12 protein-coding genes are annotated in these 12,917 nt (G+C 74.5%); 8 read left to right on the forward strand and 4 right to left on the reverse strand.

Annotation, left to right across the window (positions count from 1 at the left end):
* Window positions 1-5: 5 nt before the first annotated feature.
* A complete protein-coding gene (locus O2W15_RS21895) occupies window positions 6-1,181 on the reverse strand; it encodes an acyl-CoA dehydrogenase family protein (protein WP_269163449.1) in 1,176 nt (391 codons plus the stop codon).
* Window positions 1,182-1,425: 244 nt separating this feature from the next.
* Here O2W15_RS21895 and O2W15_RS21900 point away from each other — a divergent pair, with 244 nt between their 5' ends.
* Window positions 1,426-3,540, forward strand: coding sequence for a putative bifunctional diguanylate cyclase/phosphodiesterase (locus O2W15_RS21900; protein WP_269180966.1), 2,115 nt, complete (start codon window positions 1,426-1,428; stop codon window positions 3,538-3,540).
* On the forward strand, window positions 3,537-4,367 hold the full coding sequence (locus O2W15_RS21905) for an HDOD domain-containing protein (protein WP_269180967.1): 831 nt from the start codon (window positions 3,537-3,539) through the stop codon (window positions 4,365-4,367). Before O2W15_RS21900 ends, O2W15_RS21905 begins: the two co-directional genes overlap by 4 nt.
* A 109-nt stretch (window positions 4,368-4,476) precedes the next feature.
* Here O2W15_RS21905 and O2W15_RS21910 read toward each other — a convergent pair whose 3' ends face one another.
* Window positions 4,477-6,201 (reverse strand): amidase, encoded by a 1,725-nt coding sequence (locus O2W15_RS21910; RefSeq protein ID WP_269180968.1) that lies wholly within the window; start codon window positions 6,199-6,201, stop codon window positions 4,477-4,479.
* 138 nt (window positions 6,202-6,339) lie between these two features.
* On the opposite strand from O2W15_RS21910, the gene O2W15_RS21915 reads away from it, so the two are divergent.
* Window positions 6,340-7,191, forward strand: a complete 852-nt coding sequence (locus O2W15_RS21915) for a hypothetical protein (protein ID WP_269180969.1) — start codon at window positions 6,340-6,342, stop codon at window positions 7,189-7,191.
* Between the two features lies 1 nt (window position 7,192).
* Here the strand turns inward: O2W15_RS21915 and O2W15_RS21920 are convergent, their stop codons facing one another.
* Window positions 7,193-8,284, reverse strand: coding sequence for a DUF3616 domain-containing protein (locus O2W15_RS21920; RefSeq protein ID WP_269163444.1), 1,092 nt, complete (start codon window positions 8,282-8,284; stop codon window positions 7,193-7,195).
* Window positions 8,285-8,380: 96 nt separating this feature from the next.
* Here O2W15_RS21920 and O2W15_RS21925 point away from each other — a divergent pair, with 96 nt between their 5' ends.
* Window positions 8,381-8,620, forward strand: coding sequence for a hypothetical protein (locus tag O2W15_RS21925; RefSeq protein WP_269163443.1), 240 nt, complete (start codon window positions 8,381-8,383; stop codon window positions 8,618-8,620).
* Between the two features lie 42 nt (window positions 8,621-8,662).
* The gene (locus O2W15_RS21930) at window positions 8,663-9,022 is read left to right on the forward strand and encodes a TFIIB-type zinc ribbon-containing protein (RefSeq protein ID WP_269180970.1); all 360 of its coding nucleotides are present in this window, start codon (window positions 8,663-8,665) and stop codon (window positions 9,020-9,022) included.
* A gap of 12 nt (window positions 9,023-9,034) precedes the next feature.
* Here O2W15_RS21930 and O2W15_RS21935 read toward each other — a convergent pair whose 3' ends face one another.
* Window positions 9,035-9,454, reverse strand: a complete 420-nt coding sequence (locus tag O2W15_RS21935; protein WP_269180971.1) for a VOC family protein — start codon at window positions 9,452-9,454, stop codon at window positions 9,035-9,037.
* Between the two features lie 109 nt (window positions 9,455-9,563).
* Here O2W15_RS21935 and O2W15_RS21940 point away from each other — a divergent pair, with 109 nt between their 5' ends.
* The 3 genes from O2W15_RS21940 to O2W15_RS21950 all read left to right on the forward strand — a co-directional run bounded on the left by O2W15_RS21940 (window position 9,564) and on the right by O2W15_RS21950 (window position 12,856).
* The gene (locus O2W15_RS21940; RefSeq protein ID WP_269180972.1) at window positions 9,564-10,508 is read left to right on the forward strand and encodes a helix-turn-helix transcriptional regulator; all 945 of its coding nucleotides are present in this window, start codon (window positions 9,564-9,566) and stop codon (window positions 10,506-10,508) included.
* A gap of 66 nt (window positions 10,509-10,574) precedes the next feature.
* Entirely contained in the window at window positions 10,575-11,636 is a 1,062-nt protein-coding gene (locus O2W15_RS21945; RefSeq protein ID WP_269180973.1) for an SDR family oxidoreductase, read from the forward strand.
* A 113-nt stretch (window positions 11,637-11,749) separates the two neighbouring features.
* The gene (locus tag O2W15_RS21950; RefSeq protein ID WP_269180974.1) at window positions 11,750-12,856 is read left to right on the forward strand and encodes an NAD(P)-dependent alcohol dehydrogenase; all 1,107 of its coding nucleotides are present in this window, start codon (window positions 11,750-11,752) and stop codon (window positions 12,854-12,856) included.
* Window positions 12,857-12,917: the final 61 nt, after the last annotated feature.

The following is a 12,917-nucleotide window of genomic DNA, read 5'->3' on the forward strand; positions in this document are numbered from 1 at the left end:
TTACTTCACAACCCCAGGATCGAGCCGGCGATGATGGTGCGCTGCACTTCGTTCGAGCCCCCGTAGATGGAGACCTTGCGGTAGTTCAGGTACGACGGCGTCGCCACCTGGGCCCACTCCGGCACGTCGGACTCGTCGTCGGCGAAGGAGGCCACCGACAGCGGGCCGGCGATGTCCACCAGCAGCTCGGTGGCGGCCTGCTGCAGCTCCGAGCCGCGCAGCTTCAGCACCGAGGACGCCGGGTGCGGGCGACCGCCGGCGGAGTTGGCCACCACCCGCAGGGCGGTGAGCTCCAGCGCCAGCAGCTCGTTCTCCAGCTCGGCGATCCGGGCGGTCATGTACGGGTCCTCCGACAGCGGGGCCCCGTTGACCGTGATGCCGCGGGCGTGCTCCTTGGCCTCGATCAGCATCCGCTTGGTCGCGCCGATGCGGGCGATGCCGACCCGCTCGTTGCCGAGCAGGAACTTCGCGTAGTCCCAGCCGTGGTTCTCCTCGCCCACCAGGAGGTCCCCCGGCACCCGGACGTCCTCGAAGAAGACCTCGTTGACCTCGAAGCCACCGTCGAGCAGCTCGATCGGCCGCAGGGTCACCCCGGGGGTGTCCATCGGGAACAGCAGCAGCGAGATGCCCCGCTGCCGCTTCTCGGCGGTGGGGTCGGTGCGGACCAGGCAGAAGATCCAGTCGGCGTGCTGACCCAGCGTCGTCCAGGTCTTCTGACCGTTGACCACCCAGTCGTCGCCGTCGCGCACCGCGGTGGTGCGCAGCGACGCCAGGTCCGAGCCGGCGTCGGGCTCGGAGAAGCCCTGGCACCACCAGATGTCGAGGTTGGCGGTGGCGGGCAGGAAGCGCTCCTTCTGCTCCTGCGAGCCGAAGGTCGCGATGACCGGGCCGATCATGCTGGTGTTGAAGGCGAGCGGCTCGGGGACGCCGGCCAGCTGCATCTCCTCGCGCCAGATGTGGCGCTGCAGCGGGGTCCAGTCCCGGCCGCCCCACTCCACCGGCCAGTGCGGCACGGCGAGACCGGCGGCGTTGAGCGCGCGCTGGGCCTCGATGAACTGCTCCTTGGTCAGCTCCCGGTGGGCAGCGACCGCGTCCCGGATCGACTGCGGCACCGCGGTGGTGAAGAAGGTGCGCATCTCGTCCCGGAAGGCCCGGTCCTCCGGCGACAGGTGCAAGCGCATGGGTCCTCATTCCTGACGGCAGCCCTGCCGTCTCGACGTGGGGTGTCGAACATCCCACACCCGCTACCGGGGAGTAACCGGGGGTCGGTCGAACGCCCCGGGTCACCCGCTGTGGTCGCGGTGGCCCCGCCCCGCCCCGAAGGAGGGAAGTCCGCCCGATCGGCTGGAGTGCCGTCTCCGGCGGGACGACGCTGTGGGCAGGGGCGCACCGGCGCGCCGGGTGGACGGCGGGGGGAGGGACGGCATGTCAGCACGGACACGGGCGGTCGGCGAGCCCCAGGCGTCCCCCGAGATCGTGGCCGCGGTCTTCCACGGCGTGAGCGTCAGCGACGCCGTCGCGGTGCTCGTGATCGAGCAGGTGGGCGGCGTGCTGCGGGTCGGCTGGACCAACGAGGGGGTCGCGACCCTGCTCGGCTACGGGCCGGCGGACCTGCACGCGGTGGCCGTCGAGCAGCTGCTGCCCTCGCTGGGCGGCGGGGAGCTCAAGTTGCTCCTCCGCCGGGAGCGGACCGTGCACATGACCCTGCCGGTCCGGTGCGCCAGCGGCGCCCTGCTGGAGTGCACGGTCTCCGCCGTGCCGGTCCCGCCACCGGCCGGACGGCGCTGGACCCTCCGGGTGACCTCCACGGCCAACGAGACCGAACGGGCGCTGCGGGCGACCGCCGACGCCTCCGAGCGGCGCTTCGCCACCCTCACCGAGCGCTCACCGGTGCCCACGCTGCTGTCCGAGCAGGGCATGCGCCTGGCGCACGTCAACGACGCGTTCTGCACCCTGATGGGCACGCAGGCCGAACAGCTGCTCGGCACCGGCTGGCTGGACGCCGTGCACCCCGACGACCTCGAGACGGTGGTCGAACAGGCCATCGCGGTGCTCGAGGGTGGCGACCGCGAGGCGCAGGCGCGGCTGGTCCGGCAGGACGGCACCGAGCGCAGCACGGTCATCCGCTTCGCGCACGTGTTCACCCCGGGGGCGGGCGCCGGCTTCATCGGCACCATCGAGGACATCACCGACCGGCTGGCCTTCGAGGCGCGGCTGGCCCACCAGGCCAATCACGACCCGCTGACCGGGCTGCCCAACCGCACGCTGCTGGCCGAGCACGTGGCCGAGCGCTTCCGCCCCGGCGTCGGCGGCCTGGCCTGCATCTTCCTGGACCTGGACAACTTCAAGGTGGTCAACGACTCGCTCGGGCACACCGTGGGCGACGCGCTGCTGGTCGAGGTGGCCCAGCGCCTGCGGTCGACAGTGCGACCGGGCGACCTGGTGGCCCGCTTCGGGGGGGACGAGTTCGTCGTCGTCTGCCAGCAGGTCTCCGAGGACGGCGCCGTGGCGCTCGCCGAGCGGATCGGGGAGGCGCTGCACCGGCCGCTCACCCTCTCCGGGGTGGAGCTGCACCCCCGGGCCAGCGTCGGGGTCACCGTGCAGACCGCCGAGCACGCCGCCGCCGAGGACCTGATCCGCGACTGCGACATCGCGATGTACCAGGCCAAGGCCGCCGGCAAGGGCCGGATCACCGTGCTGGACTCCGAGGCCCGGGCGCAGGCCCGGGACAAGCTGCGGCTGGTGGCCGACCTGCGCGAGGCGATCGGCCGCCGGGAGCTGACCCTGATGTACCAGCCGATCTTCAGCACCGCCGACGGCAGCGCGGTGACCGTGGAGTCGCTGGCCCGCTGGCAGCACCCCGAGCGCGGGGCGATCCCGCCGAGCACGTTCGTCCCGCTGGCCGAGGAGAGCGGCCTGGTGTCTGCGCTGGGGTCGCTGGTGCTGGACGAGACCTGCTGGCAGCTGACCGAGTGGGACCGCCGGCTGGGCAGCCGTGCACCGCAGCGGGCCAACGTCAACGTCTCGGCCCTCCAGCTGGACGTCAACCTGCACGGCCACGTGCAGGCGGCCCTGCAGCGCCACGGCCTGCAGGCCAGCCGGCTCTCCATCGAGATCACCGAGTCGGCCCTGATGAAGGACCCCGCCTCGGCCCGCGCCGTCCTGCTGCAGCTGCGCGAGCTGGGTGTGCAGGTCTCCATCGACGACTTCGGCACCGGCTACTCCTCGCTGGCCTACCTGCGGCACCTGCCGGTCGACTGCCTGAAGGTCGACCGGTCCTTCGTCGCCGAGCTGGCCGACGGGCACCCCGAGATCACCACCGCGGTCATCGCCCTGGCCCGCAGCCTGGGGTTGGACACGGTGGCCGAGGGCGTGGAGACCGAGGAGCAGGCCGACGAGCTCGCCCGGCTGGGCGCCACCTACCTGCAGGGCTTCAGCCTGGCCGCGCCACTGTCCGGCGAGGACGCCGCCGCCTGGTTCGCCGAGACGGCGACCGCCACCCCCGGAGCAGTCCGGCACCCCGACGTGGAGCTGACGTGACCCCCTCCGCCGCACCGTCCCTGACCGTCGCCCCGCTCTTCGACCTGGAGCGGGTGCTCGGCAGCATCGACAGCATGGCCGCCCAGCGGCCGGTCGCCGCCCAGGTCGTCGCCGAGACGAACTCCGACCGGGCGAGCGCGAAGGAGCTGTCCCGCCTGCTCGGCGCGGACGTCGCGCTGGCCGGCCGGGTGATGAAGCTGGCCAACTCGGCGTTCTACGGGATGCGCGGGCGGGTGACCTCCCTGCAGTTCGCGGTCACCGTCGTCGGCTTCGGCACGGTGCGGACGATGGCCACGGTCGCCCTGACCGACCTGGACGACGAGTCGCTCCTGCCCGACGACTTCTGGGAGGTCAGCACCACCCTGGCGCTGGCCGCCTCGACGCTGGCACCCCGGTTCGCCGAACGCCCGCAGGACGCGCTCTGTCTCGGTCTGCTGGCGCAGATGGGCGTGGCGCTGCTGCACCACAACGACCCCGACGGCTACGCCGAGCTGTGGAGCACCCACCGGTCCGCGGTCGCCCGCCGCACGGCGGAGGTGCACCGGTACGGCATCTCGGCGCTGCGGCTGACCTCCGTGGCGCTGGAGCAGTGGGGCTTCCCGGCGGGCATGCTCCTGCCGCTCAAGCAGGTGGACGACGACGCCTCGTTCCAGGGCGCCCTGCTCCGGTCCGCCTTGGAGGTCACCGGGCGGCTCACCGACGGCGACCACGAGGACACCCCGATCGAGCGGGTCAGCTGCGGTCAGCTGCGCGAGCGGGACGTCGCCCCGGTGCTCGCGCAGGTCCGCACCGACGCCGAGGAGCTGCGCGCCGCGCTGCTGGGCTGACGAAGGACCCCCTCTCCCCCCACGCTTCGCAGGCTCAGCGCGGGCCCCTGAGAGGGGGCCGGAAGACCCGCCGCGAGCGTGCGAGTGGTGGGGAGGAGGGGGTCCTTCGTCAGGTCGCCGGCTCGGGGTTGTCCGGCTGCGGGTCCGAGCCCACCGTGGGCAGGTAGCCCGGTGCCTCGCGGGCCGCGGCCTGGTCCTCGAAGTCCGCGGCGATGTCCAGCAGCTGGGCGTCGTCCCAACGGGCCCCGAAGAAGGAGACCCCGATCGGCAGCGAGTCCCGGATACCGGCGAAGCCGGCGGGCACCGAGATGTTCGGGTAGCCGGCCACCGCGGCCGGGGTGGAGGTGGCGTAGACGAACGCGTCGGCCTCTCCGTCCAGGTACTCGTAGCGGGTCTGCCAGGCCGGGGTGTTGGTCAGGCCGACGATGGCGTCCAGGTCGTCCTCGGGGCCGGCGCCCTGGGCGAGCACCTCGTCGATCGAGGCGCGGGCCAGGTCCCGGATCCGGTTGCGGGTCTCCCGGATCGCGGCGTCCTCCTCCGGCACGGTGGTCGCCTGGGCCTGCTCGAGCAGCTCCTGGCCGAAGTAGGCCAGCTCGACCGGGTCCTGCTCGTTGAACTCGATGATCCCGGCGAGGTCCTTCGGGTGGTCACCGGGCGTGGCGGCCAGGTAGGCGTTCAGGTCCCGCTTGAACTCCGCCAGCAACGCCGGGAACTCGCCCGCGCCGATCTCCTCCTGGTAGGCCAGCTGCACCGGGACGGCGGTCGCACCGGCGGCCTCGATCTGCTTCACCGCCGCCGCGAACACCTCCTCGGTGCGGTCGTCGACCACCGCGGCCTGCTCGGCCGTGAGCGTCCAGACGCCGATCCGGGCCCCCCCCAGCGCGTCGAGGTCCAGGTCGGCGAAGTCGGTGGCCAGGTCGGCGGGGATCTCCGCGGTGGCGGCATCGGCGTCGTCCGCGCCGGCCAGCACCTCCAGCATCAGCGCCGCGTCGACGGCGTGCCGGGCCATCGGGCCGGCGGTGTCCTGCTCGGCGGAGATGGGCACGATGCCGGTCCGGCTGACCAGGCCGAGGGTCGGCTTGAGCCCGACCACCCCGTTGGCCCCGGCCGGGCAGACGATCGAGCCGTCGGTCTCCGTGCCGATCGCCACCTGGGCCAGTGAGGCGGCCACGCCGGCGCCGGAGCCGGAGGAGGAACCGCACGGGTTGCGGTCCAGCACGTAGGGGTTGGCGGTCTGCCCGCCGACGCCGCTCCAGCCGCTGGACGAGGCCTCGCCGCGGAAGTTGGCCCACTCGGAGAGGTTGGCCTTGCCCAGCACGATCGCCCCGGCGTCCCGGAGCCGCCGGGTGATCTCCGCGTCGTCCGGGCGGCTGTCCAGCAGCGCCCGCGAGCCCGCCGTGGTCGGCAGCTGCTCGGTGTCGACGTTGTCCTTCAGCAGGATCGGGATGCCCTCGAGTGGCCCGCGCGCCTGGTTGCGCTGCCGCGCCCGGTCACTGGCGGCGGCGTCGCGCAGCGCCTCGGGGTTGATGCTGAGCACCGCACCGAGGTCGTCGTTGACCGCGGCGATCCGCGCCAGGTAGGCCGTGGTGAGCTGGACGGCGGTCAGGCTGCCGTCGTCCATCCGGGCCTGCAGCTCGGGGATGGTCAGCGCGTCCAGGTCGAGGCCGCGGATCGGCAGGGTCCCGGAGCCGGCCGCGTCCACCCCGGCGCCGGTGCCGGGCTGGCCCGGGTCCGACGGGGCGGCAGCGGTCGCGCTGGCCGGGACCAGCAGGGCGGCGGCGAGCGCGGCGGTGACCGCGGCCCTCCGGCGCAGGGGCAGGGCGGGTGCGCGCATGGGTTCCTCCGAGTGGGCCACGGCCGGGGTAGGTGCACGCTAGGCCCGTCGCCCGGTCCCCGCTCGGTCAACGCGGAGGTCGCCACCCGCCGCGCCGCCGGCCCACCCCCGACGGCGGGGAGAGGGCATGGTGGAGGCGTGTACGACAGCGACTTCGGCCCGGACCTGATGGCCCTGCTCTGCCGGGAGCTGCTCCGCGAGCGCACCGGTGCGCTGATCGCGGAGGCCTGCGCCTGGTCGGTCGGCCTCTCCGACCACGACCACCACCTGCGCGTCCGCGGCCGCGTGACCGCCACCGGGCTCACCCTCGGCGCCCGGGCGGTGACCGGTCAGCCGCTCAGCGGGGAGGAGGACGGCCGCCTCGAGCTGGGCGACGCCCGGCCCGGCAGCTTCCAGGACGCACTGAACGCGGTCACCGCCGACGGCACGCTCTACGCCGAGCACTTCGACCGGGAGGTCGTCGAGCCGTTCGTGCTCGACACCTGCGTCGCCGCGGTCGAGCGTGCCCGGGCGACCCGTCCCGCCGACTGGGCCGAGCTGCTCGACGAGCTCGGGGAGGACGGCGGCGACCTGGTCGAGGTGGTGCGGGTGGGGGAGTGGGAGGCACCGCTGCGGATTGACGCCGAGCACCTGGTGCTGGCGGCGCTGGGGGCGGTGCCGCTGGTGGAGGTGGAGGCGGAGGGCCTGCCGCTGTCCCTGGTGCGCGCGGCGGAGGCGGTCACCCGGGCGGCGGCGCCGGCCGAGGTCCCGGAGGTGGGGCCGGCGGCGGACGAGCTGGCGGGTGCACTGTTCCTGGCCGAGGCGGCGATCGGCACCGCGGGGCTCCCGCGGCCCGTCCCGGTGTCCGCCGCCGACCGGCTGCTGGACGTGCTGCTGGCCGAGGGCCTGCTCCCGGAGGAGCTCCCCGCGCTGCTGCCGCACCTGCCGGTGGAGCCGGGCACGGCCGCGGAGGTACGGGCGACGATCGCCGCCCTCGGGCAAGGAGCCTGACTCAGCCGGCGGTGGCCGGCGGCGGCAGCCGGACGACGTCGGCGGTCACCCCGTGCTCGTGCAGCCGCTCGGGGGCCGGGCTGTCGTAGACGACCAGCAGCTGCGGGCCGGCCGGGTCGTCGTCCAGCAGGCCGATGCCCTCGGCGTGGTCCACCCCGATGCCGAAGGGCAGGTCGAGGTCGCGGGTGAGCAGGTCGCCCCGGACCACCTGCGGCGTGTCGGTGTCCAGCGCCCCGTGCCAGCGGAACACGTGCACCGGCCCGTCCAGGTCCATCGTCGGGCCGGCGAGCACGAGCAGGTCGGCACCGTGCGGGCAGAGGTCGCGGACCCCGAGCCCGGCGAGGTCGAGCACGTGCTTGCGGTAGCGGCGCCCGTCCTCGAACGGCTCGAGCACGAGCCGGCCGGGGTCGTCCGGGTCGACGGCGGGGCGGAGCTCGAGCACCATCGCCCAGCCGCGCAGCACGGGGCCGCGCAGGCCCAGGTACACCCGCTCCCCGGCCACCGCGATGCCCTCGACGTCCAGGCCGTTGTCCTTGCCCGGGATGGCGAGGAAGGGTGCCAGGTGCTCGTCGTCGGCGAGCAGGTCGCGCAGGTCCGGGCCGGACGCGCCGAAGACGGCGGCCCGCTGGGTCCCGCCCGCCACGGTCGTCTCCTGCACCGGTGTGGGCAGGCCGTCGACGTCGGTGACCGGGATCCGCACCAGGACCTGCCGGTTGGCCTGCCCGGTCACCTGGGCGAGCCGGCGGAGCGCCTTGTCCCCGTCGTGCTTGGCCTTGATCCGCTTGCGCCGCAGGCTGTGCGACCCGACGGCCCAGAGGAAGTCGCCGGACCGGGCGATCCCCTCGATGTCGGCCTCCTCGTCGTCGTCCTCGCCCGGCAGGTCGACCAGGTCGGCGAGCCGGCAGCTGGTCTGGTCGGCGTAGCTCCCCGGGGCGTGCGGGTCGTCGGCGACCAGCCGTTCGATCGTCGCCGTCTCGTCACCGGCCACCCAGAGGACCGGGCCGTCACTGCGGACGGCGGAGAGGTTGGTGTGGGTGCCCGCCTCCCGGGCCCCGGTGGTGAAGGACAGCCGGACGGTGCGCTCGATGGTCACGATGGACACCCTGGCACGGCGCGCGCACAGGCCTTCTCAACCCCGCCCCACGGGGTGACCATGGAGGGGCACGCATCCTCCTGGAGGGACCCAGCCATGAGCGACGCAGCCATGGACAGCTCGGCCGGCCGTGCCCGCCGGCCGCACCCCGACCCGCTCACCATGACCCCGGCGGAGAAGGTGATCGCCGAGTGGGAGGCCCGCCACGACGTCGCGGCCCGGGGCTCCCGGCCCAGCTTCGGGACGGTGCAGCACTACCTCTCCGAGACCCGGTCGCGGGAGCGCTGCGACGAGGCGGCGCGCCCCCGCGCGGCCGAGCGGCGCGGCAAGCGCTGAACCGGCCGGGAACCCCCGGACGGCGGGCGCCGTTGCCCGGCCATGGACCTGGTCTGCCCGAAGTGTCAGGGGACGATGCGCACCTACGAGCGCAACGGCGTCCACGTCGACCAGTGCACCGACTGCCGCGGGATCTTCCTGGACCGCGGTGAGCTGGAGCGCCTGGTCGACGCGGAGAACGCCTGGCACGCCCGTCCCGCCCCGGCTGCTGAGCCGCCCCGTCCGACGTCGTCGCAGCAGCCGTTCTCCCACCCGCAGGGCCAGTCGGCGGGGTCGCTGGGCGCCGTCGTCAGCGAGGTGCTCGGCCAGGTGCGCAACAACAGCTCCGGGCACGGCTCCTCGCACGGGTCCTACGGCAAGCCGCGGAAGCAGAAGTCGTTGATCAGCGAGCTGTTCGGCTGACGCCTCCGCGGTTCAGCCGGTCGCGGCGGCCGTCCGGCGGGCCCGCAGTTCCCGGTGGTGCGGGTTCACCATGATGCCGAGCACGTTGCCGAAGGGGTCGACGACGGAGGCGGTGGCGAACCCCTCGCCGTCCCCGTGCTCCCGCACGGGCTCGTGCACGGTCGCGCCCAGCGCCACCAGCCGGTCGAGGGCGGCCGGCAGGTCGTCGACGTCCCAGAAGACGACGGCGCCGGCCGGGGCCGGGGGAACGCCGCCGGGCCGGTACCGGGCGTCGATCAGGCCGAGCTCGTCCTCGCTCTCCCCGACTCGGTACTCCAGGTAGCCGCCGGCCACCCGGTAGTAGGGCTCGATGCCCAGCAGCTCGGTGTACCAGCGCTCGGCCGCGGCCAGGTCGTCGGCGTAGAAGGAGACGGTGGCCAGCTCTCGCAACATCGCGGGGTCCTCTCGTCGGGCGGCGGGCGCCGCCGGTGATGGCTACGAGGACCACGATCCGCGCTGAAGTGCTCACCTCCTGAGCACTTTGCGCGGCATCATCCCCGGCATGCGGGCGGACCGGTTGGTGGCGGGGCTGCTGGTGCTGCAGGCGCGCGGCCGGGTGACCGCCGCCCAGCTAGCCGCCGAGCTGGAGGTGTCCGTGGCCACCGCCCGCCGCGACCTGGAGGCGCTCTCCGCGGCGGGCATCCCGGTCTACCCGCAGCCCGGCCGGGGCGGCGGCTGGTCGCTGGTCGGCGGTGCCCGCACCGACCTCACCGGGCTGACCGAGGCCGAGGCGGCGGCGCTGTTCCTGCTGCTCGGGCCGGCGGCGCAGGGTGGTCCGGCAGCCCGGGCCGCACTGCGCAAGCTGGTGCGCGCCCTGCCCGGACCGTTCCGGGAGGGCGCCCGGGCGGCGGCCGAGGCCGTGGTCGTCGACGGCGCCGGGTGGGGAGGGTCCGACCACTCGCGGCCGCCGGTCGTGGAGCTGCTGCAGCAGGCCGTCGTCCGACGCCGGCGGCTCCGGTTGGGGTACACCGGCCGGGACGGGGTGACGGTCGTGCGAGTGGTGGACCCGTGGGGCCTCGTCGCCAAGGGCGACGTCTGGTACCTGCTCGCCGGTACCCCGCGGGGCCGGCGCACCTTGCGGGCGGACCGGGTGGTGTCCGCGGAGCTGACCGACGAGCCCGCCCAGCGGCCGGCGCAGCTGGAGCTCGCGGCGGTGTGGGAGGAGGTGGTCGCGGAGGTGGAGGGGCGCCGGTCCGCGGTCGCGGCTGCGGTGCTCGTGCCGGCCCGGCTGGTGCCCGTGCTGCAGGCGCTGTTCGGCCGGCACTGCGCGGTCGGGGAGGAGCAGACCGACGGCCGGGTCGCGCTCCGGGTGGCGGCGCACACGGCCCGGTCGGTCGCTGAGCAGCTGGCCGGGCTCGGCGGGGCGGTCGAGGTGGTCGAGCCGGTCGAGGTGCGGACCGAGCTGGCCCGGATCGGCGCGGAACTGGTCGCGCGCCACAGCCGCTGACCGGTTCGCGGTCTCCCCGGCGGGCATGCACGCCCGGGGACGACCGACGACGAGAGGTGCAGCGGGATGACGGAGCAGGGCAGCGTGCTGGTGACCGGCGCGGGTGGGGTGATCGGCGCGGCCGCCGCGGCCGAGTACGCGCGGCAGCCGGGCTGGCGGGTCCGCGGGCTCAGCCGCCGTCCCCCGCGTGGTGCGGGCTGGGAACACCTGGCCGTCGACCTGCGCGACGTCGAGGGCGCCCGTGCCGGGTTGGCCGGGGCAGGCGACGTCTCGCACCTGGTGTTCGGCGCGTACGCCGAGCGGCCGACCGCGCGGGAGCTGTCGGAGGTCAACGTCGGCATGCTGCGGCACACCCTCGACGGGCTCGCCGCGGCAGGGGCGCCGCTGGAGCACGTGACGCTGTACCAGGGTGGCAAGGCCTACGGCGCGCACATGGGCTTCTTCAACACCCCGGCCAAGGAGAGCGACCCGCGGATCGTCCAGCCGAACTTCTACTACGACCAGGAGGACCTGCTCCGCGAGGTCGCCGCCGAACGGGGCTTCCGGGTGACCGTCCTCCGGCCGGAGGGCGTCATCGGCTACGCCGTCGGCAACCCGATGAACCTGCTGATGGTGATCGCGGTGTACGCCGCGATCAGCAGGGAGCTGGGGCAGCCGCTGCGGTTCCCCGGGAGCCTGGCCGCCTACGACGCGCTCTACCAGGTGACCGACGCCGATCTGCTGGCCCGGGCCACGGTGTGGGCCGGGGGCGAGCCGGCCGCGGACGGCGAGGTCTACAACGTCACCAACGGCGACCAGCTGCGCTGGCGCCACCTCTTCCCGGCGTTCGCCCGGGCGTTCGGGATGGAGCACGCCGAGCCGCAGCCGGTGCCCCTCGCCGAGGCGATGGCCGACCGGCGCGACGTCTGGGAGCGGCTGGCCGCGCGGCACGACCTCGTCCCGACGCCGTACGAGGACCTGGTGGGCTGGGAGTTCGGGGAGTTCATCTTCACCTCCGGCTTCGACAACGTCAGCTCGACGATCAAGCTGCGGCAGGCGGGGTTCGCCGACTGCCTGGACACCGAACAGCGCTTCGTCGAGCTGTTCGAGCAGCTGGCGGAGCGGAAGGTCGTCCCGCCGCTGAGCTGAGCCGACGCGGGGCGGGCAGACTGCGGGCACGCCCGGGCACGGACGTTCGCGGCGTGATGGTCCGCGGACGCACCGGCGCGGCCGTCACCGGCCGGTCCGGTGCAGGAGCGCAGATGAAGGTCACCGCCGCCGTCGTCGAGGAGCAGCACGGGCCGTTCGTCGTCCGGGACGTCGAACTGGACGAGCCCGGCCCGGGCGAGGTGCTGGTCCGGGTCGCCGCGACCGGCTTCTGCCACACCGACGGCATCGCCCGCGACGGCGACATGCCCTTCCCGCTGCCCGGGGTGCTCGGTCACGAGGGCGCCGGCACCGTCGCCGCGGTGGGCGAGGGCGTCACCGGCCTCAGCGAGGGCCAGCCGGTGGTCATCGGCTGGCCGTGGTGCGGGCAGTGCCGCAACTGCCTGGACGGCGAACCGCGCTACTGCCTGCGGCTGGGCGAGCTGGTCATCGGTGGGCACCGGCTCGACGGGCCGTCCGCGCTGCGCACCACCGAGGGCAGCCCGCTGGCCAGCCACTTCTTCGGCCAGTCCTCCTTCGCCACCCACTCGCTCACCACCGCCAACGCGCTGGTGCCCATCCCGGCCGGGCTGCCGGTCGAGCTGATGGGCCCGCTGGCCTGCGGACTGGCCACCGGTGCCGGGGCGGTGTTCAACACCGCCCGCCCCCAGCCCGGTGCCTCGCTGGTCGTCTACGGCGCCGGCACCGTCGGGCTCGCCGCCGTCATGGCCGCCCGCAACACCCCGGCGACGACGATCATCGCCGTCGACCGACACGAGTCCCGGCTCCGGCTCGCCACCGAGCTGGGCGCCACCCACGTCGTCGACGCCTCGGACACCGATGCGGTGCAGGCGGTCACCGAGATCTGCGGTGGCCCGGCGGACTTCGCCCTGGAGTGCACCGGGGTGGTCCCGGTCATCCGTCAGGCCGTCGACTCCGTCGGCATGCGCGGCACCTGCCTGCTGATCGGCGGCGCGCCGGCCGGGGCAGAGTTCAGCGTCGACCACATCAGCACGCTGTGGGGGAAGTCGATCGTCGGCACGCTGGGCGGCAGCGACCGCAGCCCGCGCCTGATCGGTGCGCTGATGGACCTCTACGCCGCCGGACGGTTCCCGTTCGACCGGCTGGTCGAGTACTTCCCGCTGGAGCGGATCAGCGACGCGATGGAGGCCTCCTACAGCGGCGCCGTCGTCAAGCCGGTGATCACCATGCCGCAGGGCTGAGGAACGCCACCGAGATCGGGCCGGTGGCGGTCACCCGCCCAGGGAGACCGCCATCAGCCCG

This window comes from Modestobacter sp. VKM Ac-2979 (assembly GCF_026967995.1).
Classification (GTDB): Bacteria; Actinomycetota; Actinomycetes; order Mycobacteriales; family Geodermatophilaceae; genus Modestobacter.